This is a genomic window from Nocardia sp. FBN12 (assembly GCF_050320175.1).
Classification (GTDB): Bacteria; Actinomycetota; Actinomycetes; order Mycobacteriales; family Mycobacteriaceae; genus Nocardia.
Window position 1 is genome coordinate 278,025 of the sequence record NZ_CP190048.1, and the last position, 22,110, is coordinate 300,134.

At 67.6% G+C, this 22,110-nt stretch carries 20 protein-coding genes; 16 read left to right on the plus strand and 4 right to left on the minus strand.

What is annotated here, in order from left to right:
• Positions 1 to 107 precede the first annotated feature (107 nt).
• The 7 genes from ACQHI0_RS01605 to ACQHI0_RS01635 all read left to right on the plus strand — a co-directional run bounded on the left by ACQHI0_RS01605 (position 108) and on the right by ACQHI0_RS01635 (position 11,838).
• Positions 108 to 2,156, plus strand: coding sequence for a cytochrome c oxidase assembly protein (locus tag ACQHI0_RS01605; RefSeq protein WP_427906168.1), 2,049 nt, complete (start codon positions 108 to 110; stop codon positions 2,154 to 2,156).
• Positions 2,153 to 3,130, plus strand: coding sequence for a serine/threonine dehydratase (locus ACQHI0_RS01610; protein ID WP_427906169.1), 978 nt, complete (start codon positions 2,153 to 2,155; stop codon positions 3,128 to 3,130). Before ACQHI0_RS01605 ends, ACQHI0_RS01610 begins: the two co-directional genes overlap by 4 nt.
• A 128-nt stretch (positions 3,131 to 3,258) precedes the next feature.
• A complete protein-coding gene (locus tag ACQHI0_RS01615; protein WP_427906170.1) occupies positions 3,259 to 3,825 on the plus strand; it encodes a single-stranded DNA-binding protein in 567 nt (188 codons plus the stop codon).
• Positions 3,826 to 3,894: 69 nt separating this feature from the next.
• Positions 3,895 to 5,571, plus strand: a complete 1,677-nt coding sequence (ettA, locus tag ACQHI0_RS01620; protein WP_427906171.1) for an energy-dependent translational throttle protein EttA — start codon at positions 3,895 to 3,897, stop codon at positions 5,569 to 5,571.
• Between the two features lie 234 nt (positions 5,572 to 5,805).
• Entirely contained in the window at positions 5,806 to 10,695 is a 4,890-nt protein-coding gene (locus ACQHI0_RS01625; protein WP_427906172.1) for an NAD-glutamate dehydrogenase, read from the plus strand.
• The gene (locus ACQHI0_RS01630) at positions 10,692 to 11,162 is read left to right on the plus strand and encodes an acyl-CoA thioesterase (RefSeq protein ID WP_427906173.1); all 471 of its coding nucleotides are present in this window, start codon (positions 10,692 to 10,694) and stop codon (positions 11,160 to 11,162) included. The genes ACQHI0_RS01625 and ACQHI0_RS01630 overlap by 4 nt, the downstream gene beginning before the upstream one ends.
• A gap of 4 nt (positions 11,163 to 11,166) precedes the next feature.
• The gene (locus ACQHI0_RS01635) at positions 11,167 to 11,838 is read left to right on the plus strand and encodes a hypothetical protein (RefSeq protein ID WP_427906174.1); all 672 of its coding nucleotides are present in this window, start codon (positions 11,167 to 11,169) and stop codon (positions 11,836 to 11,838) included.
• A gap of 30 nt (positions 11,839 to 11,868) precedes the next feature.
• Here ACQHI0_RS01635 and ACQHI0_RS01640 read toward each other — a convergent pair whose 3' ends face one another.
• Both ACQHI0_RS01640 and ACQHI0_RS01645 read right to left on the minus strand, forming a co-directional pair.
• Positions 11,869 to 12,189 carry an AzlD domain-containing protein gene (locus ACQHI0_RS01640; RefSeq protein WP_427906175.1) on the minus strand — a complete coding sequence of 107 codons (321 nt, stop codon included), beginning with the start codon at positions 12,187 to 12,189 and terminating at the stop codon, positions 11,869 to 11,871.
• Positions 12,186 to 12,878: an AzlC family ABC transporter permease gene (locus ACQHI0_RS01645; RefSeq protein WP_427906176.1), complete on the minus strand. Its 693-nt coding sequence runs from the start codon at positions 12,876 to 12,878 to the stop codon at positions 12,186 to 12,188. Before ACQHI0_RS01645 ends, ACQHI0_RS01640 begins: the two co-directional genes overlap by 4 nt.
• Positions 12,879 to 12,945: 67 nt before the next feature.
• Here ACQHI0_RS01645 and ACQHI0_RS01650 point away from each other — a divergent pair, with 67 nt between their 5' ends.
• Entirely contained in the window at positions 12,946 to 13,515 is a 570-nt protein-coding gene (locus ACQHI0_RS01650; RefSeq protein ID WP_427906177.1) for a helix-turn-helix domain-containing protein, read from the plus strand.
• A gap of 19 nt (positions 13,516 to 13,534) precedes the next feature.
• On the opposite strand, the gene ACQHI0_RS01655 is transcribed toward ACQHI0_RS01650, so the two are convergent.
• The gene (locus ACQHI0_RS01655; RefSeq protein ID WP_427906178.1) at positions 13,535 to 14,248 is read right to left on the minus strand and encodes an HNH endonuclease; all 714 of its coding nucleotides are present in this window, start codon (positions 14,246 to 14,248) and stop codon (positions 13,535 to 13,537) included.
• 164 nt (positions 14,249 to 14,412) lie between these two features.
• On the opposite strand from ACQHI0_RS01655, the gene ACQHI0_RS01660 reads away from it, so the two are divergent.
• The 7 genes from ACQHI0_RS01660 to ACQHI0_RS01690 all read left to right on the plus strand — a co-directional run bounded on the left by ACQHI0_RS01660 (position 14,413) and on the right by ACQHI0_RS01690 (position 20,307).
• Entirely contained in the window at positions 14,413 to 14,826 is a 414-nt protein-coding gene (locus ACQHI0_RS01660; protein WP_427906179.1) for a globin, read from the plus strand.
• Positions 14,827 to 15,124: 298 nt separating this feature from the next.
• Complete coding sequence (locus ACQHI0_RS01665; RefSeq protein ID WP_427906180.1) at positions 15,125 to 16,726, plus strand: glycoside hydrolase family 13 protein; 1,602 nt, start codon at positions 15,125 to 15,127, stop codon at positions 16,724 to 16,726.
• Positions 16,727 to 16,786: 60 nt separating this feature from the next.
• Entirely contained in the window at positions 16,787 to 17,065 is a 279-nt protein-coding gene (locus tag ACQHI0_RS01670; RefSeq protein WP_194829561.1) for an aa3-type cytochrome oxidase subunit CtaJ, read from the plus strand.
• Positions 17,052 to 17,516 (plus strand): DUF5130 domain-containing protein, encoded by a 465-nt coding sequence (locus ACQHI0_RS01675; RefSeq protein ID WP_427906181.1) that lies wholly within the window; start codon positions 17,052 to 17,054, stop codon positions 17,514 to 17,516. Before ACQHI0_RS01670 ends, ACQHI0_RS01675 begins: the two co-directional genes overlap by 14 nt.
• A gap of 140 nt (positions 17,517 to 17,656) precedes the next feature.
• Complete coding sequence (locus ACQHI0_RS01680) at positions 17,657 to 18,523, plus strand: alpha/beta fold hydrolase (RefSeq protein WP_427909046.1); 867 nt, start codon at positions 17,657 to 17,659, stop codon at positions 18,521 to 18,523.
• A 111-nt stretch (positions 18,524 to 18,634) separates the two neighbouring features.
• Positions 18,635 to 19,834, plus strand: coding sequence for an alpha/beta hydrolase family protein (locus ACQHI0_RS01685; RefSeq protein ID WP_427906182.1), 1,200 nt, complete (start codon positions 18,635 to 18,637; stop codon positions 19,832 to 19,834).
• Between the two features lie 71 nt (positions 19,835 to 19,905).
• Entirely contained in the window at positions 19,906 to 20,307 is a 402-nt protein-coding gene (locus ACQHI0_RS01690) for a helix-turn-helix domain-containing protein (protein WP_427906183.1), read from the plus strand.
• A 99-nt stretch (positions 20,308 to 20,406) separates the two neighbouring features.
• Here the strand turns inward: ACQHI0_RS01690 and ACQHI0_RS01695 are convergent, their stop codons facing one another.
• Positions 20,407 to 21,021: a TetR/AcrR family transcriptional regulator gene (locus ACQHI0_RS01695; RefSeq protein ID WP_427906184.1), complete on the minus strand. Its 615-nt coding sequence runs from the start codon at positions 21,019 to 21,021 to the stop codon at positions 20,407 to 20,409.
• Between the two features lie 60 nt (positions 21,022 to 21,081).
• Between ACQHI0_RS01695 and ACQHI0_RS01700 the strand changes: the two genes are divergently transcribed.
• Positions 21,082 to 22,074, plus strand: a complete 993-nt coding sequence (locus ACQHI0_RS01700; RefSeq protein ID WP_427906185.1) for a patatin-like phospholipase family protein — start codon at positions 21,082 to 21,084, stop codon at positions 22,072 to 22,074.
• Positions 22,075 to 22,110 lie beyond the last annotated feature (36 nt).

The following is a 22,110-nucleotide window of genomic DNA, read 5'->3' on the forward strand; positions in this document are numbered from 1 at the left end:
TGCTGTCCAGCTCGAAAAGTATAGCGACCGACCGGATCGTCGGGTTGGGGCTCGGGTGTGGCGCCCCCTCGGGGCGGGCCGGGGCACGTCGAACTACCCTCGTTGTCATGTCGTTATCGCAGGACCCTTCCGCTGGACCCGCCGTCGACGGCGGACCGTCGGCGGACTCGGGTCCGGCGGCGACGTTCGGTGTGCTCAGCGTCGTGGCCGGGTGTATCGCCGCGGTGGTCGCGGCCATGGTCGTCGGATTGTCGGCGGCGCACGCGCTCAGTTTGCTCGGTATACCCGATCCGGGGCCGTTGACAACATATGGATTGCCCGCGTTGCGCGCGGTGGCCGATCTGGCCGCCGCGATGACCGTCGGCTCGCTGTTGTTCGCGGCATTCCTGCTGCCACCGCGTGACGGTGGCCTGCTCGAAGCGGGCGGGTATCGGGCGGTGCGGCGGGCCTCGGACGCCGCGCTGGTGTGGGCCGCGAGTGCCGCGCTCCTGGTGCCGTTGACGGTGTCGGATACGACCGGTCAGCCGGTGAGCGCGATCTGGCGACCCGAAGTGTTGTGGCCGGTGATCACGCAGGTCGAGGTGGCGGGCGCCTGGCGCACGACGGTGTTGCTCGCGCTGATCGTGGCGATCGGGTGCCGGTGCGCGCTGCGCTGGGGCTGGACGCCGGTCCTGCTGGCGGGCGCGGTGGTGACGATGATGCCGCTGGCGCTGACCGGGCATTCGTCCTCCGGTGGCTCCCATGATGTCGCGACGAATTCGCTGATCCTGCACATGGTGTCGGCCGCGGTGTGGGTGGGCGGACTGGTGGCGGTGTTGGCGCACGCGATGCGTGGCGGCGCGAATACCGATATCGCGGCCCGGCGGTTCTCGGTGGCCGCGACCATCTCGATCGTGGTGATCGGCGTCAGCGGCGTGATCAACGCCTGGGTGCGGCTGCCCGCGTCGGACCTGTTCACCACCACCTACGGCAGGCTGGTCCTCGCGAAAGCGGCCGCGCTGCTTGTCCTCGGCGCCGTCGGCTATCTGCAGCGAAGGGCCTCGCTGCCCGCGCTGGCCGCAGACCCGCGCGACCGCGGCACACTCATCCGTTTCGCCGGCGTGGAGATGCTGATCTTCGCGGCGACCATCGGCCTGGCAGTCGGCCTCGGGCGTACCCCGCCACCGCCGCCGACCACGGTGCCGACACCGGTCGAGGTGGAGCTCGGCTACACCCTCGCGGGACCGCCTACGGTGAGCAGGCTGCTGTTCGACTGGCGCTTCGATCTGATCTTCGGAACCCTGGCGATCGTGTTGGCCGCCGTCTACCTGCTCGGCGTCTACCGGCTGCGCAAGCGCGGCGATGCCTGGCCGATAGGGCGCGCCATCGCCTGGTGCAGCGGCTGCCTGGTGCTGTTGATCGCCACGTCGTCGGGGGTCGGGCGCTATTCACCGGCCATGTTCAGCGTGCACATGGGCGCGCACATGGCGTTGTCGATGCTGGCGCCGATCCTGCTCGCGCTCGGTGGTGCGGTGACCCTGGCCTTGCGCGCGCTCCCACCCGCTGGACGCGGGGGTGTGCCCGGCCCGCGCGAGTGGATCCTGGCGGCCGTGCACAACCCGGTCTCGCGGTTTCTCACCCAGCCCGTGGTGGCGTCACTGATCTTCGTCGCCGGGTTCTACGCGTTGTACCTGGGCGGCATATTCGACACCTATGTCGACTCGCACGCCGCCCACCTGATGATGAACGCGCATTTCCTGCTCAGCGGCTACCTGTTCTACTGGGTGGTGATCGGCATCGATCCCAAGCCCCGCGAGGTGGCGCCGCTGACCAAACTCGCCATGGTGTTCGGCACGCTGCCCTTCCACGCCTTCTTCGGCATCGCGTTGATGAGCATGACGACCGTGCTCGGCGACTGGTTCTATCGCACCCTCGACCTCGGCTGGAACATCGACCTGCTCGCCGATCAGCGCAACGGCGGCAGTTTCGCCTGGGCCAGCGGCGAGGTGCCGCTGGTCGTGGTGATGCTCGCCCTGCTGATCCAGTGGTCACGCAGCGACACCAAGCTGGCCAAGCGCACCGATCGGGCCGCTGACCGGGACAACGACGCCGACCTGACCGCCGTCAACGCGATGTACGCGGAGCTGGCGCGTCGTGACGGCGAGGTCCGCCGGTGAGCGGATTCGGTGTGCCGTCGAGCGAATCGACTGAGCGGGCCGAGCCGGAACGGGTGCTGCGCACCGATGTGCGGGCGGCGCGGCGGCGGCTGGCCGGGCGGGTGCGCAAGACACCGGTGTTCCACACGAGCGTGGACGGCCCGACCGGGTCGGTGCCGGTCTCACTGAAAATGGAATTCCTCCAGCACGGCGGCACCTTCACGGTGCGCGGCGCGCTCAACGCTCTGCTGACCACCGACAGCGAGACCGACCATGTGGTGGTCGCCTCGGCGGGTAATACGGGCATCGCCGTCGCGTTGGCTGCCGCGCAGCTCGGCATGGAATGCACGATCATCGTGCCGGAGTCCGCGCCGCACACCAAGGTGGCCGCGATGTGGGCGCACGGTGCCGAAGTGCTGTGGCACGGAACGACTTACGCCGAGGCGCAACGACGGGCCGTCACGCTGGCCGCCGAGCGCGGCGCCGACCATCTGCACGCCTACGACATGCCCGCCGTGGTGGCGGGCGCCGGTGTGATCGGGCTCGAGCTGGAAGAGCAGGTGCGTGGCAGGCCGCCGGTGCTGGCCGCCGTCGGCGGCGGTGGGCTGATCGCGGGCCTCGGCGCGGCGCTGGGCAGGCGCAGGGAGATCGTCGGCATCGAATCCGAGCACATCCCGGTGCTCTCGGCCGCGCTCGCGGCCGGCGCGCCGGTCGATATCGACGTGCCCTCGCGTGCCACCGAACTGCTGTGCGCGACCAGGGTCGGCGATATCGCCTTCGACATCGCCCAGCGGCACCAGATGCCCGCGCTCGCGGTTGCCGACGACGCGGTCACCGCCGCCCGCGAATACCTCTGGCGTGAGTTCCGGGTGGTGGTCGAACTCGAGGGTGCCGCCGCGCTGGCCGCCGTGCAGAGCGGTGTGTACACGCCGGCGCCCGGCGTGCGGCCGATTGTGGTCCTGTGCGGGGCGAACACCGAGCTTCCCGTGCTCTGACACGGTCGATATCCACAACTGCCCGATTCATCCACAGATTCACTCGGCGCGTCCCACCCGCCCGCTCGCCAGGTCATCCTTGGGTGGTCAGAGCGACAAGCGGTGGATTCGAGCGGGGGGCGACTTCGATGTACGAGGCACACACGACGGTGATCGGCACCGTCATCACTCATCCGATACGGCGCGATCTCAGCAACGGCGAGCAGATGCTGACCTTCCGGATGGCGAGCAATTCGCGGCGATTCGACGCCAAAACGGGGGAGTGGACCGACAACGGGACGTTGTATCTGACGATCAGTTGCTGGCGCAGGCTGGTCGCGGGGGTCGACCGTTCGTTGCACCGTGGCGATCCGGTGATCGCCTACGGGCAACTGCGCTCGCACGAGTACCGCGGTAAGGACGGCACCGAGCGGCGGGATCTGGAGATGCGCGCGGTCGCGGTCGGTCCCGATCTGGCGCGTTGCCATGCGAGTGTGGTTCGCCGGTCCGAGGGCATGCGATCGCTGCCACACGCGGCGGTGCGGAATATTTCCGACCCCCGCGGCGCTGCCATATCAAGGATCGACGACGCTGCCACCGAGTATGCGCCGACCGCGCCCGGTGCCGTAGCCTCTACGACCGTGGCGGATCCCCTCCCCGCGCGATCGCCGGACGTGGTGTCGAGCACCAACCGTGCCGAGCAAGTCGACGCATGAGGGCTGTTTCCGCGGCACCCGACCTTTCCGCATCCCGTCCCTGTTTCCCCCACCGATAGGCTTCCGCGTATGGCTGAGTTCATTTATCAGATGATCAAGGTTCGCAAAGCGCACGGCGACAAAGTCATCCTCGACGACGTGTACTTGAACTTCCTTCCCGGCGCCAAGATCGGTGTGGTGGGTCCCAACGGCGCGGGTAAATCCAGCGTGCTGAAGATCATGGCGGGCCTGGACCGGCCGAACAACGGTGAGGCGTTCCTCGGCGCGGGCGCCACGGTCGGCATCCTCATGCAGGAACCCGACCTGAACGAGGAGAAGACCGTCCGCGGCAACGTGGAGGAGGGCCTCGGCGAGGTCAAGGTCAAACTGGATCGGTTCAACGAGATCGCTGAACTGATGGCCACCGACTACTCCGATGAGCTCATGGACGAAATGGGCAAGCTGCAGGAGTTCCTCGACCACGCCGATGCCTGGGATGTCGACTCCCAGCTCGAGCAGGCCATGGACGCGCTGCGCTGCCCGCCGCCGGACGAGCCGGTCACCAACCTCTCCGGTGGTGAGCGTCGCCGCGTCGCACTGTGCAAGTTGCTGCTGAGCAAGCCCGATCTGCTGCTGCTCGACGAACCGACCAACCACCTCGACGCCGAGAGTGTGCTCTGGCTCGAGAAGCACCTCGCCGACTATCCGGGCGCCGTACTGGCCGTCACCCACGACCGGTACTTCCTCGACAACGTCGCCGAGTGGATCCTCGAGCTCGACCGTGGCCGCGCCATCGGCTACGAGGGCAACTACTCCACCTACCTGGAGAAGAAGGCGCAGCGGCTCGAGGTCCAGGGCAAGAAGGACCAGAAGCTGCAGAAGCGCCTCAAGGACGAACTGGCATGGGTGCGGTCCGGCGCCAAGGCCCGTCAGGCCAAGAACAAGGCTCGACTGGGTCGCTACGAGGAAATGGCGGCCGAGGCCGAGCAGCACCGCAAGTTGGACTTCGAGGAAATTCAGATCCCCGCGGGTCCGCGACTGGGTGACATCGTGGTCAACGTGTCGAACCTGGACAAAGGCTACGGCGATCGTCAGCTCATCAAGGATCTGTCGTTCACGCTGCCGCGCAACGGTATCGTCGGCGTCATCGGACCCAACGGTGTCGGTAAGACCACGCTGTTCAAGACCATCGTCGGTCTCGAATCGCCCGACAGCGGTGAGGTGAAGGTCGGCGAGACGGTCAAGCTGAGCTATGTCGACCAGAACCGCGGAGGCATCGACCCGAAGAAGAACGTCTGGCAGGTCGTCTCCGAAGGGCTGGATTTCATCCAGGTCGGCAACCAGGAGATGCCCTCGCGCGCCTACGTCAGCGCGTTCGGCTTCAAGGGGCCGGATCAGCAGAAGCCGGCCGGTGTGCTCTCCGGTGGTGAGCGCAACCGCCTGAACCTGGCGTTGACCCTCAAGGAGGGCGGCAACCTGATCCTGCTCGACGAACCGACCAACGACCTCGACGTCGAAACCCTCGGTTCGCTCGAGAACGCGCTCGACCAGTTCCCCGGCTGCGCCGTCGTGATCTCCCACGATCGGTGGTTCCTCGATCGCACCTGCACCCACATCCTGGCGTGGGAAGGCGACAACGACAACGAAGCAAAGTGGTACTGGTTCGAGGGCAACTTCGAGGCGTACGAGGCGAACAAGATCGAGCGTATGGGCGCCGAAGCCGCTCGCCCGCACCGTGTTACGCACCGCAAGCTGACGCGCGACTGATACGCGCGGCCCGCATGACGGCCCGGTGGAACGATCTGTGAACGGTCGCTCCGCCGGGCCGTCGGCGTTGTGCCGATCGGCGCACCCTGCGCGTTCATCCAGCATTCCCCAAGTTACCGGCGCGGCAAGCCCGAATTCCCTCAGCGTGTTCGAGTACCCGGAGCTAGTCTCGAAAATGCGTCACCTGCGTTGCGAAATCGAAGCGAACCACAATCCATGGGAGTGGGCTAAACGATGACGGTCTCGTCGGAAATCTCCAGTGCGGCGTGGGCCGCGGGAATGCCGCAGAGTTTGCGCGGCGATCTCGCGACTCTCGAGGAGGCGTATTTCCGACACGTCGATGCCGGCGACGTGGACTTCCCGATCCCCGGAATCACCCAGATCTTCCGGCACCACATGGAATTGGCCGCCGTTCGCCGGCCGGGCAACGCCAAGGTGCGGGTACACCACCCCGACGACGGGACCGGAATGGGCGCGGCGGTCCAGGTCGTCACCGACGACATGCCGCTGCTGGTGGAATCGGTCACCGCGGCGCTTGGCCGGATGCAGGTGAGCGTCTCCGAGGTGATCCACCCGATCTTCGAGGTCACCCGCGACGAGGACGGCCACCTCACCGGCGCCGCGGCGCACGAGGTGGACGGCCACGGCGCGACCGGACTCACCGAATCGTGGATGCACCTGCAGCTGCACCCGTCGACCGGCAGAGCCCAGCTCGATCACATCGAACGCACCATGCCCGAGGTGATCGACGACGTCCGCCAGGTGATCGACGACACCGAGGCCATGGCCGCGGTGCAGAGTTCGCTCGCCGACGAGCTCGACCGGGCCGCTGCGGCCGGTGCCACGCCGTTCCCCGCCGTCGAGGTGTCCGACTGCGCCCAGCTGCTGCGCTGGCTGGCCGACGGCAACTTCACCCTGCTCGGATACGCGCGCTACCGCCGTGGTGTCGAGAACGGACACACCGTGTCGAGCGCGGTGCCCGGCGCGAGCCTCGGCGTCCTTCGCCCCGACATCGGCACCGACTTCCAGGTGCCCATCAACGGTGAGGACCGCCCGCTGCTGCTGCTCACCCAGGGGCTGGTGCGCGCGACCGTGCACCGCTCGGTGTACCCGTACTTCGTCGGTGTCGCCGACGTCGACGAGGCGGGCGCGGTGCTGGGCGTGCACCTGTTCATCGGCGTGTTCACCGTCAGCGCGGTGCACGAGAACGTGCTCGACATCCCGGTGATCAACCGCCGGGTTCGCACCGCGATCGAAGGCGCCGGGTTCGACAAGGACTCGTTCTCCGGGCAGGCGATGCTCGAGGTGATCGAGTCGTTCCCGCGCACCGAACTGTTCTCCGCCGACACCGAGGCCATGCGGCGCACCGCCGTCGCGGTGCTCGGCGTCGGTTTGCGCAGGCAGGTCCGGCTTTTCCTGCGCTGTGACGGCTACGGCCGCTTCGTGGCCTGCATGGTGTATCTGCCGCGTGATCGCTACACCACCGCGGTCCGCCTGGAGATGCAGGAGATCCTGGTCGCCGAACTCGGCGGTGTCGACATCGACTATTCGGCGCGGGTGAGCGAAAGCGAGCTCGCCAGTGTGTATTTCACGGTGATGTTGCCCGCCGACGCCACCGGCGGGGCCGCCACCGACACCTCCGAGGACAACCGGCTGCGACTGCAGTCCTTGCTCAACGCGGCCAGCCACACCTGGGACGACCGGATCGGCGATGCGGTCGCCTCCTCCACCGTGCTCGATCCCGCTGTGGTCAAACGGTATTCGGACGCACTGCCCGAAAGCTACAAGGAGGACTTCACCCCTGCCCGCGCGCTGGCCGACATCGTGCGGCTCGAGCAGCTCACCGAGGGTGGCATCGGTCAGTACCTGTACCGCAGGCCCGAGGCGGCGCCCGGTTCGTGGCGGTTCAGCCTCTACATCGCCGGTTCCGGTGTCTCGCTGAGCCAGGTGCTCCCGGTGCTGCAGAGCCTCGGCGTCGAGGTGGTCGACGAACGTCCCTACCAGCTCGAACGTGACGGCGGCACCGAGCGCTGGATCTATGATTTCGGGCTGGCTGCCCGCCCCGAATTGCTGCGCAACGCGCTCGGCGGCGACCTCGACGCCGCCCTGTTGCTCGAGGCCCCCGACCAGATCGACGCACTGCGCACCCGATTCACCGACGCCTTCGAAGCGGTCTGGTACGACCGGGCCGAAGCCGACGGACTCAATGAACTCGTGTTGCGCGCCGGCTTGCCGTGGCGGTCGGTCGCGATCCTGCGTGCGTACGCGAAGTACCTGCAGCAGGCCGGTTTCCCGTACTCCCAGGTCAATATCGCCCGCGTACTGCTGGCTCACCCGGAGGTCGCGCGCGATTTCGTCGACCTGTTCGCCGCCCGATTCGATCCGGCCACTGTCTCCGCCGAGGCCGCTGCCGAGCTCGAGGCGCGGGTGCGGGCCGGGATCGAGGAGGTGGTCAGCATGGATGCCGACCGCATCCTGCGCGCCATGCTCGGTCTGATCAAGGCCACGCTGCGAACCAACAACTACGTTCTCGACGCCGACGGCCGTCCGCGCGACTACCTGGCGCTGAAGGTGGAGCCGCGCGAGATCGCCGAATTGCCGAAGCCGCGACCGCAATTCGAGATCTTCGTGTACTCGCCGCGGGTCGAGGGCGTGCATCTGCGGTTCGGTTCGGTGGCACGCGGCGGCCTGCGCTGGTCGGATCGGCTGGAAGATTTCCGCACCGAGATCCTGGGGCTGGTCAAGGCGCAGGCGGTGAAGAACGCGGTGATCGTGCCGGTCGGCGCCAAGGGCGGTTTCGTGGTGAAGCGCCCGCCCGCGCCGATCGGCGACGCGGCTGTCGACCGCCAGGCGAGCATCGCCGAGGGTGTCGCCTGCTACCGCACCTTCATCTCCGGGCTGCTCGATGTCACCGACAATGTCGATCTGGCCACCGGTGCGGTGCTGCCGCCCGATCGGGTGGTGCGCCGCGACGGTGACGACACCTACCTGGTGGTCGCCGCCGACAAGGGCACCGCCAGCTTCTCCGATATCGCCAACGATGTGGCCCTGCGCTACGGATTCTGGCTCGGTGATGCCTTTGCCTCCGGTGGCTCGGCGGGCTACGACCACAAGGCGATGGGCATTACCGCCAAGGGTGCGTGGGAAGCGGTCAAACGCCACTTCCGGGAGATGGACATCGACACCCAGAGCCAGGAATTCACCGTTGTCGGTGTCGGCGACATGAGCGGCGATGTGTTCGGCAACGGCATGCTGCTCTCGCCGCACATCCGGCTGGTCGCCGCGTTCGACCACCGGCACATCTTCCTCGACCCGAACCCCGAGGCCGCGAGTTCCTTCGCCGAACGTGAACGGTTGTTCGCGCTGCCGCGATCGTCGTGGGCCGACTACGACCGGAGCCTGATCAGTGCGGGCGGCGGCGTGTTCGAGCGGACCGTGAAGTCGGTGCCGATCTCGCCGCAGGCACGGACCGCCCTCGGCCTGCCCGACTCCGTGCAGACGCTTTCGCCGCCGGAGCTGGTGCGCGCGATCCTGCTCGCGCCGGTGCAGTTGCTGTGGAACGGTGGCATCGGCACCTATGTGAAGGCGAGCACCGAATCCAATGCCGAGGTGGGCGACAAGTCCAACGACGCGGTGCGGGTCGACGGAAATCAGTTGCGGGTCAAGGTGATCGGCGAGGGCGGCAACCTGGGCGCCACCGCGCTCGGCCGGATCGAGTTCTGCCGCAACGGCGGCAAGATGAACACCGATGCCCTGGACAACTCCGCCGGCGTCGACTGCTCCGACCACGAGGTCAACATCAAGGTGCTGCTGGACGGTGTGGTCAGCGCGGGCGGACTCGCCCCCGCCGACCGCAATCCGCTGCTGGCCTCGATGACCGATGAAGTGGCTCGAATGGTGTTGCAGGACAACGTCGATCAGAACGTGTTGATCGGTATCGCGCGCACCGACGCGCCCCAGATGCTCACGGTGCACGGCCGTGTCATCACCGACCTCGAACAGCGCCGAGGCTTGGATCGTGAGCTCGAAGCGCTGCCCTCGCCAGCCGAACTGGCCCGTCGCGCTGAGGCGGGCGCCGGTCTGGCCTCGCCCGAACTGGCCAACCTGCTCGCGCATGTGAAGCTGGGACTCAAGGCCGATCTGCTCGACACCGATCTGCCCGACAGCACCTATTTCGCGACCAAGCTGCCGCTGTATTTCCCGACGCCGCTGCGCGAACAGTTCGGTGCGGCGATCAAGAAGCATCGGCTGCGCCGCGAGATCGTCACCACGATGATCGTCAACGAGGCCGTCGACTACGGCGGCATCACCTACGCCCATCGGCTCAACGAAGAGGTCGGCGCTACCACCTCCGACACGGTGCGCGCGTTCGCCGCGGCCAGCGAGATCTTCCAGCTCCACGACGTGTGGTCGCGCATCCGAAGCTCCGATGCGCCCGCCGGGGTGTGTGACCTGCTGGAACTGGAATCCAAGCGGACACTGGACCGGGCCTCGCGCTGGCTGCTGACCAACCGGCCGCAGCCGATCGCGGTCGGCGCCGAGATCAACCGGTATCACCGCCGGGTGCAGGAGCTGGCGCCGCAGGTACCGGGCTGGTTGCGCGGGCACCACGTCACCTCGCTCACCCAGGGCGCGGGCGAGCTGATCGCGCGCGGTGCGCCGACCGACCTGGCCACCGAGGTGTTCGGGCTGCTCGGGCTGTTCCCGCTGCTCGACATCGTCGACATCGCCGATATCACCGATCGCGACGGTGCCGAAGTGGGCGGTCTGTACTACGCGCTCAACGACCATCTCAAGATCGACTGGCTGCTCGAGGCGGTGAGCCACCTCGAACGGGGCGACCGCTGGCACGCGCTTGCCCGGCTCGCGCTGCGCGATGACATGTACGGTTCGCTGCGTTCGCTGACCCTCGATGTGCTCTCCGGGGGCGACCCGGAGGAAACGGCCGACGAAAAAATTGCATACTGGGAGTCGAAGAACCAGTCCCGGCTGGGTCGTGCGCGCGCGGCTCTGTCGGAATTGTTCGAGTCCGGGACCCACGACCTCGCCACACTGTCGGTTGCCGCGCGACAGGTGCGGAGCATGGTGAGCGGGGTGGGCGCCCAATCGGAGGTACCACGGTGACGAGTTCGCCGAACGGCAACACCGCCACGTCCGCACCGGAGTTGGTGTTGCCGCAGCGTTTTCACGCGAAAGTCGAGATCCGCTGGTCGGATATGGACGTGTTCCAGCACGTCAACCACGCTCGGATGGTGACCCTGCTGGAAGAGGCGCGGATTCCGTGGCTGTTCGACGACGACAAGCCGACGGCGTCGATGGGACGGCAAGGGTGTGTGCTGGTCGACCTGCACGTGAAGTATCGCGGGCAGTTGCGGCACGAGGACACCCCGCTCGACATCGCCATGTGGGTCAAGCAGCTGCGCGCGGTCGACTTCACCATCGGTTACGAAGTGCGGGCCGATGGCGCGGCCCCCGATTCGCCGCCCGCGGTCATCGCGACTACGCAGCTCGCCGCGTTCGACATCGACACGCAGCGGCTGCGCAGGCTCGCCGAGTCCGAACGTGACTACCTGGCGTTGTGGCGGGCCTGATTTCGTGAGCTCCGAACAGCGGGTGCTGCACACGCCCGACCCGGCCGAACGCGAAAACCTGGCCACCTTTCTCAGCCGCGCCATCCGGCTGGATCCGGCCGCTGTCGTCCGGTTGCGGCGGCGGGGGTCCAGCCTTGTATCAGCTTGGGTCGCAACGGGGTTCGAGACGCTCGCGGTGCGCACGATCACCGCTGAACTCGGTGTCGATGATGTCACCGTCGGCGCGGACATGGTCCTCGCCGGGCTCGGCACGGGCCACCCGATCGACCTCGGCTACTCGTTGGACTCGGCCTGGCGTGGTGCGCTACCGCCGACAGATGGATTCACCCACGTCGACGACATCCCCGCGCGAGCGCTCGTCGAATTGGCCGAACGTGGCGCCGACGTGGCACGCGAACACGGGGGGCCCAAGGGCCCGCCCGCGTCGCTGCTCGATCAGTCGGTGCTCACCGTCACCGGTCCCGGCGACCTCGAGGTGCAGGTGCCGATGCGCGTGGTCTTCGCGCTCACCGCAATGGATTTCATACCGCATGCGGGGGAGAAGACGGAGTCGCGGCGGATTCAGCCCTCGGAGTTGGTACGGGTTCGGGCGACCCGGACCTGGTTGCGGTTGGATGCGCGCTATGGCTCGGTGGCTCGGCGGCTGGGCGGTGGGATTCCGTTGTCGCCCAGCTGAATCGCATCGCGCCCGCGGCGCCAGGGGCGGTCAGTGCACGCCGATGAGTCGTAGCAGTGCGGTGGTGGCCGCCGCGGCCAGCACTGTGACGAGCAAAGGAGCGCGGCGCCAGGCGAGCACCCCGCCGATGGCGACGCCTGCGGGAAGGGCGACGCCGAGATGACCGGAACCGGTCGGCAGAGTCGCCGTCGCGACAAGTGCGGCGAGCAGGATCAGAGCGCCGGTGTCGAGAAGGTGAATTGCCCTGGGGGACAACCGTAGTCGGTGTCGCATCGCCGGCCCGGTCCAGCGGAGGGCGTAGGTGCCGACGGCCAGTGCCAACATCGCGGGCAGCAGATATGGCGCGTTCATGCCGTCACCGGATCCGCAGCGGTCGCGGGCGGTCGGAGCGCGAAGACCAGTCCGGCCAGTGCGATCAATACCGGCAGTCCCGCCGGCACGAACGGCGTCACGGCTACCGCCAACCCGGCGCCGACCAGCACCGGACGCAACGTCGCACGATCGCGCAGTGCGGGCAGGATCAACGCGAGCAGGATCACCGGGAACACCGCGTCCAGTCCGAGCGCCGACGTATCGGGGACCAGCGAACCCAGTGCCGCGCCGAGGGTCGCGCCCAGCGGCCAGCACAGCGCGACGCCGATCCCGCATGCCCAATACGCGGCACGTTTGCGCTCCTGATCGCCGGGGGCCGTGGCGAAGGCCACCGACTCGTCGTTGAGGACGTGGATACCGAGCACCCGCTTCCAGCCGCTCCCGAAGACCTCCGGCGCCGACAGCCCGTACGGCAGATGCCGCGCATTGAGCAGCAGCCCGGCCACCACCGCCGCCAGCGGACTACCACCGGCCGCGACGATCCCGAAGAACAGCAGCTCCGAGCCGCCCGCGAGCACCGTCACCGCCATCACGATCGGCATCCACATCGGGAACCCGGCCGCGATCGTCGACGCGCCGTAGGACACACCGAACAGGCCGACGGCAAAGCACGCCGCGGCTACGGCAGCCACGGTTCCCCGGTCGAGTGTTCGCCAGATCGAACGCATGTTGTTTATATTGAACGCATGGGGTGGGTAAAGTCAACGCGGTATCGCCAGCCCTCAGGAGGCGTAGATGGACCGGCAGGACCCTGTCGTCGGACCGCCCCAGGCGGTGATCGCGGCGGCGCTGCGTCGTGAACGCGGCCGCGCCGGCTTATCGCTGACGGAGGTCGCCAGTCGCGCGGGCGTCGCGAAATCCACACTGTCGCAACTGGAATCGGGCACGGGCAATCCGAGTCTGGAGACCCTGTGGGCGCTGTGCGTGGCGCTCGAGATGCCGTTCTCCCGGCTGCTCGACCCACCGCGCGCCAATGTGCAGGTCATCCGCGCCGACGAGGGCGCGCCCGTCCCATCGGCCGATGCCGACTACCGGGTGACATTGCTCGCAGCGGGCCAGTCACACACCCGCTGTGATGTGTACCGCATCGCGGCCGAACCCGGCCACACCCGCCGCTCGGATCCGCACAGCCCCGGCGTCGTCGAACATGTCGTGTTGGCAGCGGGCCACGCCATGGCGGGCCCGGCTGACGAGCCCGTGGAGATGCGCCCCGGCGACTACATCCGCTACCTGGGCGATCTCCCGCACATCTTCGAAGCCCTCGAACCGGGAACCTGGGCGACGATGGTCATCGAGAGCGCCTGAGTCGATCGACCGCAGTGTGTCAGGCGGCTCCTTCGCCGAGGTACTGCAACCAGATCGGATCCAGATCGGCGGTGGTGGACAGCAGTCGCCAGTGCGGGCCCTTGGGGGAGACCAGGGGATGGCGCAGGTGCCAGCCGAGGTCGGCCAGCATCTTGTCGGCCTTGCGGTGATTGCAGGGGGCGCAGCTGGCGACGCAGTTCTCCCACGAGTGTTCGCCACCGCGACTGCGGGGGATCACGTGGTCGATGGTCTCGGCTTTGCCGCCGCAGTATCCACAGCGGTAGTGGTCGCGATGCATGAGCGCGGCGCGGGTCATCGGCACGCGGGCGCGATAGGGCACCCGCACATAGGTGCGCAGGCGGATGACGGAGGGAATCGCGACTTGCGAGCCCGCGGAGTGCAGGACCGGGCCTTCCGGATCGTCGTGGACGGCGTCGGCTTTGGCGCAGATCAGCAGGACGACGGCGCGACGCGCGGACAGCGCGGTGAGCGGCTCGTAAGTGGCGTTGAGGAGGAGAACCCGGCGTTTGCGCCATGCGGCGGCGTCGTGGTCTCCGGCGAGGTGCAGAGGCGCGGGGATATGCGGCAGGTCGTGATGACCGTGTGCGCCCGGATGAGAATCGGACAAGATACGCAGCGGAACAGCCCCCGAGCCACGGTTGTGGACGTCGGCGGGCTGGAGTTGTCGGTGCGTGCGCGCCTCGTGTGAACGGGCGCTCGGTCGCTGCTTCATCTTCTTGACCTCAATTTCATGATTGGCAGGATCATGTGGTATCTGGGGCCGATACTGACCCCAGTTGACCATGGTTCTGCCGGTATTGCACGGCTATTTTTCAAACTTCCGGATGAACTGTGGTTGAAGGGCAGCGCGTTCGTGACCGTGGTGAACGGGGCACAATGGAGCGCGTGAGTACCGGTGAGCAGACAACGACCTCCTTCTACGAAGCCGTGGGCGGCGCGGAGACGTTTCGCCGTCTGGTGTCGGTCTTCTATCGAGAGGTCGCCGCAGACGAGATCCTGCGTCCGTTGTACCCCGAGGAAGACCTCGGGCCGGCCGAGCGACGGTTCCGGATGTTCCTCGAACAGTACTGGGGTGGTCCGCGCACCTACTCCGACGAGCGGGGACACCCACGCCTGCGCATGCGCCACAACCCGTTCGTCATCGGACCGCTCGAGCGCGACGCCTGGATGCGATGCATGCGGATCGCGGTCGGCGAGATCGAACCGTCGATCCTGGACGACGAACACCGCAAGGCCCTGCTCGACTACTTCCAAATGGCCGCAGCATCCCTCCAGAATTCCCCAGCCTGACCCCAGCAGGCGTACACCGTATTCCCGCAGCGTCCCTTCAGAACGCTCCAGCCTGACCCCAGTAGGCGTACACCGTATTCCCGCAGCGTCCCTCCAAAACGCCCCGTAGGCGCCTCCCCCGATGGTACGGGTGCCTGCTGTTCGCTGATGACCAGCAGATAGCGCCCCGGTTTCGGGTCGACGCCGCCTTTTACCACGATGTTTCGCAGCACCGTGGCGAACGCTGGTTATTTGCGGGATTCGCAGAAAGTCTCACCTCACATGATTATCCCGGGCGAACTTTGGCAATATTGCACGTGTGACACAGACACCTGCCTCGCCGGTGCCGGGGGAAGCAAGCACCGCTCCGTGGTGGAAAACCGCCGTGTTCTATCAGGTCTACCCGCGTTCGTTCGCAGACTCCGATGGTGACGGTGTCGGCGATCTGGGCGGTGTGCGCGAGAAGATGGGGTACCTGGAGCTATTGGGCGTAGACGCGCTGTGGATCTGTCCGGTGATGCGGTCACCGCAGGCCGACGGCGGCTACGACGTGTCCGATCCGCGCGATATCGACCCGCTGTTCGGCGGGCTGGCGGCGCTGGACGAGTTGATCGCCGAGGCGCACGACCGCGAGATCAAAGTGACGATGGATCTGGTGCCCAACCACACCAGCACCGAACACGTGTGGTTCGCCGAGGCATTGGAGGCCGCGCCGGGCAGTCCCGAACGCGCCCGCTACATCTTCCGCGACGGTCGCGGAGAGAACGGCGAAGAGCCGCCCAACAACTGGCCGAGTATCTTCGGCGGCCCCGCCTGGACCAGGATCACCGAGCCCGACGGCAAGCCGGGGCAGTGGTATCTGCACATCTTCGCGCCCGAACAACCCGACCTGAACTGGGACAACCCCGAGATCGCCGACGACTTCGAGAAGACCCTGCGCTTCTGGCTCGACCGCGGCGTCGACGGTTTCCGCCTCGATGTCGCGCACGGCATGGCCAAGCCCGAAGGCCTGCCCGACATGGACAAGGTCGAGACCAAGATGCTCGTCCACGACGACGACGATCCCCGCTTCAACAACCCGGGCGTGCACGCCATACACCGCCGTATCCGCACGGTGCTGAACGACTATCCGGCAGCGGTCTCGATCGGCGAGGTATGGGTCGACGACAACGTCCGCTTCGGCGAGTACGTCCGCCCCGACGAACTGCACCTGGCGTTCAACTTCCGGCTCGCCGAGACTCCCTTCACCGCACAGGGCGTCCACGACGCGATCACGCACTCGCTCGACGCGGTCGCCGACGCGGGCGCCCCGCCCACCTGGACGCTGTCCAACCACGACATCGAACGCGAGGTGACCCGCTACGGCGGCGGCAAGGCCGGCGTCGCACGGGCGCGGGCGATGATGATGGTCGAACTCGCCCTGCCCGGCGCGGTGTTCATCTACAACGGCGCCGAACTCGGCCTGCCCAATGTCGACGACCTGCCCGACGAGGTCCTGCAAGACCCCGTGTGGGAGCGCACCGGCCACACCGAACGCGGCCGCGACGGTTGCCGGGTGCCGATTCCGTGGGAAGGCGCGACCACACCGTTCGGATTCACCCAGGGCACGCCGTGGTTGCCGATCCCGGCCGACTGGGCCGAACGCACCGTCGAAGCGCAACTGGAAACCCTGCACTCGACGCTGTCGCTGTACCGACTGGCGATCGACCTGCGTGCCACCCGCCCGGAGTTCGCGGGTCAGCGGATCGAGTGGTACGGCAGTCCCGACGGCTGCCTGGCCTTCCGTCGTCCAGGCGGGCTGACCTGTGTGCTCAACGCCTCCGACGGCTCGATCCAGCTGCCACCGGGGGACGTGCTGCTGTCCAGCGCGCCCGTCGCCGACGACCGGTTGCCGCCGAACGCGGCGGCCTGGTTGGTGTGACACGCGCGTTAGGGACAGCCGGGGGATGAACTACTACACAGCATCGTCTACCTTTGGAGCGTGAGCATTCTCGAGACAGTGCTGATCTTCGTCGGCATCCCGGCCGCGATCTACTTCGCGATCGCGGGCTTGTCCTATCTCGGTAAGCCATTCCCCGGTGAGAAGCCGGCCCACTTCGCACTCGGGCAGAAGTGGACCCACCGGCCGGTGCTGTGGAGTGCGACCGATGAGGTGACCGCTGCGGCGGGTCACCACACCGCCGAGCCGCATGGCAGTCATGCGGCTCTCGAAACCGCGCATGCGGAGCTGATCGGAGGCCGGGCAAGTGGCAAGTTCTAATTGGCCCGCGGTGGTCGAGGCCGACCTGCCGCACGGATTCGCGCTGACCAGCAGCGGCCGCGTGTCCGGCGTGCACGAGCCGGGCACCGTGTTCGACGAGGTGCCGTTTACCGACCATGAGCGCATCTCCCTCGACAACGCGCTCACCGAGGCGACCCGCGCCACCAAGGTCCGCTTCAACATCTACCTCGGCGACCTCGGCGCCGATCCGGCGGCCGGTGCCGACGCGATCCTGCCGAACACCCCGGAGTCGGCCGATTCGGTGCTCATCGCCGTGTCCCCGAACCAGGGCGCGATCGAGGTCCGCTCCGGTGCGAACGTGGCCGAGCGCGCCAACGACCGCATCTGCCAGCTCGGCGTCACCGCCGCCCTGGCCTCGTTCCGTCAGGGCAACCTGATCGACGGCCTGATCTCGGCCTCCCGCGTGATGGCCGCCGCGATCGGCCGCTAGCTCGTTCTCTTCCGGACGGCGCGTTCACCTCATGGTGAACGCGCCGTTGGTGTTTGCGGACTTTCGTGACGAAGGAATACGGACACCGCCTGTCAGGTTCTAACCGCTGAAATCAATTTAGCGAGTTAGGAAATGCCATGATGAACCAGATCAGCCACCACACCGTCGAGATCCAGGGGCAGTCCCTCTTCTATCGCGAGGCGGGCGACCCGGACAAGCCGACTCTGCTTCTACTGCACGGCTTCCCGTCCACCTCGGCGATGTTTCGCAACCTCATCCCTGCGCTCGCCGACGACTATCACGTGATCGCCCCCGATCACCTGGGCTTCGGCCAGTCGTCGATGCCATCGGTCGACGAATTCGACTACACCTTCGACAAGCTCACCGAGCTCACCCGCGAACTGCTCGACACCCTCGGCATCGAACGCTTCGCGCTCTACATCCAGGACTACGGCGCCCCCATCGGTCTGCGGATCGCCGCGCGCAACCCCGAGCGGGTCAGCGCCATCATCACCCAGAGCGGCAACGCTTATATGGCGGGCTTCACCCCGTTCTGGGAGGTGCTGTTCGCGCACGCGACCGACCGTGTCACCCATGAGCCCGAAGTGCGCAAGCTGCTCGAGCTCGACGCCACGAAATGGCAGTACACGCACGGTGTTCCGGCCGACCGGCTCGCGTTGGTGAGCCCGGATACGTGGACCCTCGACCAGTCCTACCTGGACCGTCCCGGCAACAAGGAGATCCAGCTGCAACTGTTCTTCGACTACAAGAACAACCTCGACGGTTACCCCGGCTTCCAGAAGTACTTCGCCGAGCACCGGCCGCCGACACTCATCGCCTGGGGCGAGCACGACGAGATCTTCGGCGCCGACGGTGCCCGCGCCTACCTGCGTGACTTGCCCGACGCCGAACTGCATCTGCTCGACGCGGGCCACTTCGCGCTGGAGACGCACGGACCCGAGATCGCCGCGCTGATCCACGACTTCCTCGGCCGGGTCGTGCGCTGAGCTCGGTGGACGGCTGGGCATCGGGGGTGCCCGGCCGTCCGGATGGCATCGAGTAACCTGGTCGGCGGTCTATCGGCCACATCGTCGGCCGTCGGCATATCGGGGGGAAACTTGCACGCACGTATCACTCGGGTGCTCGCGGCGGCGTGCCTGGCGCTGACGGCGTCGTCCTGCGCGCAGGACAGTCAGCCGGTCGAATTCGCCGCCGCCGCACCTCTTTCCGCGTTCTACAACCCCAGCGCGGAATCGATTCCGGGGCAGCGTGGTTCGGTGATCCGCTCGCAGCCACTCACCGGGGCGCAGGTCGTGCCCGGCGCCCGCAACTACCTGACGCTGTACCGGTCGCTGGATGCGCAGGAGAAGCCCGTCGCGGTGTCAGGAACGCTCGCGGTGCCCGAAGGTGTTGCGCCCGCGGGTGGTTGGCCGCTCATTTCCTGGGGGCCGGGTAGCACCGGGGTCGCCGATGTCTGCGCGGCCTCGCGCTCCGAAGGTTCCTCGCCGAGCCGAGACGAACAGGCTCGCTGGGTGGCCAAGGGGTACGCGGTCGCCAGAACCGACTACCAGGGCTTGGGGACGCCGGGCGGTCACGGGTACATGATCGGTGAGACCGAACAGCGGGCGATGGCCGATATCGCCACGGCGGCAAGGGAAATCGACAAGTCGGTCGGATCACGCTGGGTGGCGATGGGGCATTCCCAAGGTGGTCACGCGGCCCTGTTCGCCGCCGTCGACGCCAAGGGCTGGACGCCGAATTCGCCGTTGCTCGGGGCCATCGCGCTGGCACCCGCCTCGCACCTGGGCGAACAGGTGCGCATGGCGAAGTGGGCGGCGTCGAATCCGCTGGGCAAACTCGGTACCGGCGATGTGTCGGTGTACCTACCGCTGTTGGTTCGCGGCGCCCAGACAGTGACCGATGTGGACCCCGCCCGATTCCTCACCGGCCGTGCGCAGTCCCTGCTGCCGGTCGCCGACTCCGAATGCACCGGCGGACTGCGCGACAAGAGCAAGTGGGGCGGTCTGTCGGCGAAGGACGTCTTCACCTCCGACGGCGACGTCTCGGGGCTGCTGCGAGTCCTCGACGACAACGACCCGAGCGGCCTCCGATTCACCGTTCCGGTCCTTGTTCTCCAGGGCCGTTCCGACCTCACCGTCCCGCTGAACGCGACCGATGCGATGGTCGCCGAACAGCAGGCACGCGGCGAGTCGGTCGACTACCGCAAATACGACGACGTCGACCACAGCGAAATCGTCTCCGCCTCCTTCGCCGACGCCCTCGGCTGGGCCGACACCTGCTTCGGCATCAATCGGTGAGGTTTGTACCTCGGTTACGCCGAGAGCAGAAGAGCCGGGTGTTTCGGTGCCGGTATCCCTACGCTCGGAGTATGGGCGAGCACAACGGGTTGCGGGTGATTCCAGGCGGACGCGGCGAACAGCGGTCGCGGCCGGAACCACTCTGGCGTGAGGCACTGGGCGAACGCCTGCGGGCCCTGCGTTTGGAGCAGTGCTCCACACTCGTCGACACCGCTGGTCGCGCGGGTATCTCGCCGCAATACCTCTCGGAAGTCGAGCGCGGGCGCAAAGAGCCGTCCAGCGAGATGATCGCCGCGCTGGCCGGTGCCCTCGGTACGTCGCTGGGCGAACTGGTCGCCCAGGTGGCCGAATCGATGCGTAGGTACGCACTTGTGCCGGCGCGTGCGGTGGTTCTGGGCGGGCAACGCCAGATCGCCCCCTCCCACGCGGGCCCGATGTCGCTGGCTCCGAACGCCGTCCTGCTCGCCGCCTGATTTGCACCTGTTCGCAGCGGCATCGCCTGTCGCTGTCCATCGAGATCAACCGGTCATGTGCTTTTCCGCTCGGACGACGCTTGCGAGATGTCCTGGCGATCAACCGTCCACTGACGCGCTTGTTCGCGCGGCGGCGATCTGGCTGCGGAGTAGATCGACGATCGCGCTGACGGGGAGTTCGGGGTCGATCGCGCGTTGCACCCCGAGGCCGATGCCGAGCGAGAGTAGTTGCAGCGCGGCATCTTCGGCGGCAATCGGGAGTTCGAGGCCGAGCTGATCGGCCTGTGTCTGGATCACCGTGGCGAGCATCGTCGTCAGGGTGCGTCGGCGATCGGCGAGCTCGGTGCGGATCTTGGGCATGTGCCGGGTGCTCGTCGCGAACTCGACCTCCAGCGCGGTCCAGCCGACATCACCGATGTTCTCGTCGGCCCATCGCGCGAAACCTTCGATCCGCGCCGCCATCGTGTCGTGCGGCAGCATCGCGTCCACGAGCGACTGCGCGCGCTCCACGTGCACGACATCGAGCACGGCGAGGCCCAATTCGTGCTTGGTCGCGAAGTTGGAGTACACCGCGCCCTTGGAGAACCCGGCCTCGGTGGCCACCTTCTCCAGCGGGGTCACGTTGTAGCCGTCGGCCATGAACAGCCGCTTGGCAGTCTCGACCAGTCGTTCACGCGTGAGAGCGTGCGACTCCTTGCGCGTCATCCTGGCCATGTGCAGGAGTTTAGCAAGATGGGCTACCGCTGGAATTCAAATACCGTTAGTATTCGAAATATGACAACACGACGTGGCTTAGCGATCGGCTGCGGTGGCCTGCTCGGCTTCGCCTGGACCGCGGTAGCCCTCGACGCCGTCGAACGCGCGATGAACTGGGACACCCGCACCGCCGATGTCCTGATCGGCACCTCCGCGGGCGCGGAACTCGTCGCGGCCCTCGGCTCCGGCCGCACCCCCGCTGACCTGCTCGCCGCCCTCGGCAAAGCCCCCGGCGCCGACCCGATCCTGGCCGCCCACATTGCCGTCGACCCCGGCAAATTCCCCCCGCTTCCGAGGCTCGGATTCCCCGGCCTCGGCCTGGTCGGTGCCGGTCTGCGCGCTCGTTCGCCCTACTCCGCGCTGGCCGGACTCCTTCCGTGTGGCCGCGGTGACGCCGACTGGTTGCGATCGTTCGGCCAGGCGCTCGCCGACCCGAGCGGCTGGGTGAGCCATCCCGCGACCTGGGTGGTGGGCGCCGACACGGCAACAGGCACGCGAGTCGCCTTCGGCGCGAACCGAAGGGGCAGCGGCATCGCGACGGCCGGAGATCCGACTGGTTCGGCGCCGGTCGACCTGGGTGACGCGATCGCCGCGTCCTGGGCCATCCCCGGTTGGTTCCCGCCTGCGCGGATCGGCGGGAAGGACTATGTGGACGGCGGTACGGTGTCGTCGGTGTCGGCCGATCTGCTGCTGCCACTGGAACTCGACGAGGTGGTGGTCATCGCCCCGATGACGTCCGAGGGCGGCGCACCGGCCACCGGCCTGAACCGCGTCGAACGCCTGCTCCGCGCGCAGATGACCCGCGGCCTCGACCGCGAAGTGGCCCTGCTGCGCGCCGCGGGCACCCGCGTGATCCGGGTCGAACCCGGCCCCGAGGAGCACGCCGCCATGGGCGCGAACTTCATGGATTCGGCCCGCCGTCCCGCCACCCTCGCCGCGGCCCGTCGCGGTGTCCCGGCCCGGGTCGCCGATGCGCTGCGCGCTTCCACCCTCGCGGGCCGACCCGCATGATCCGCCCGACCGGCTGGGTCGCGGATTCCGTCAGCA

Coding starts and splice junctions, on each gene's coding strand:
- ACQHI0_RS01695 (WP_427906184.1), bottom strand. CDS start 21,021: ATGGCCAGGATGACGCGCAAGGAGTCGCACGCTCTCACGCGTGAACGA.
- ACQHI0_RS01655 (WP_427906178.1), bottom strand. CDS start 14,248: ATGAAGCAGCGACCGAGCGCCCGTTCACACGAGGCGCGCACGCACCGA.
- ettA (WP_427906171.1), top strand. CDS start 3,895: ATGGCTGAGTTCATTTATCAGATGATCAAGGTTCGCAAAGCGCACGGC.
- ACQHI0_RS01680 (WP_427909046.1), top strand. CDS start 17,657: ATGAACCAGATCAGCCACCACACCGTCGAGATCCAGGGGCAGTCCCTC.
- ACQHI0_RS01645 (WP_427906176.1), bottom strand. CDS start 12,878: ATGCGTTCGATCTGGCGAACACTCGACCGGGGAACCGTGGCTGCCGTA.
- ACQHI0_RS01605 (WP_427906168.1), top strand. CDS start 108: ATGTCGTTATCGCAGGACCCTTCCGCTGGACCCGCCGTCGACGGCGGA.
- ACQHI0_RS01660 (WP_427906179.1), top strand. CDS start 14,413: ATGGAGCGCGTGAGTACCGGTGAGCAGACAACGACCTCCTTCTACGAA.
- ACQHI0_RS01625 (WP_427906172.1), top strand. CDS start 5,806: ATGACGGTCTCGTCGGAAATCTCCAGTGCGGCGTGGGCCGCGGGAATG.
- ACQHI0_RS01700 (WP_427906185.1), top strand. CDS start 21,082: ATGACAACACGACGTGGCTTAGCGATCGGCTGCGGTGGCCTGCTCGGC.
- ACQHI0_RS01650 (WP_427906177.1), top strand. CDS start 12,946: ATGGACCGGCAGGACCCTGTCGTCGGACCGCCCCAGGCGGTGATCGCG.
- ACQHI0_RS01615 (WP_427906170.1), top strand. CDS start 3,259: ATGTACGAGGCACACACGACGGTGATCGGCACCGTCATCACTCATCCG.
- ACQHI0_RS01640 (WP_427906175.1), bottom strand. CDS start 12,189: ATGAACGCGCCATATCTGCTGCCCGCGATGTTGGCACTGGCCGTCGGC.
- ACQHI0_RS01690 (WP_427906183.1), top strand. CDS start 19,906: ATGGGCGAGCACAACGGGTTGCGGGTGATTCCAGGCGGACGCGGCGAA.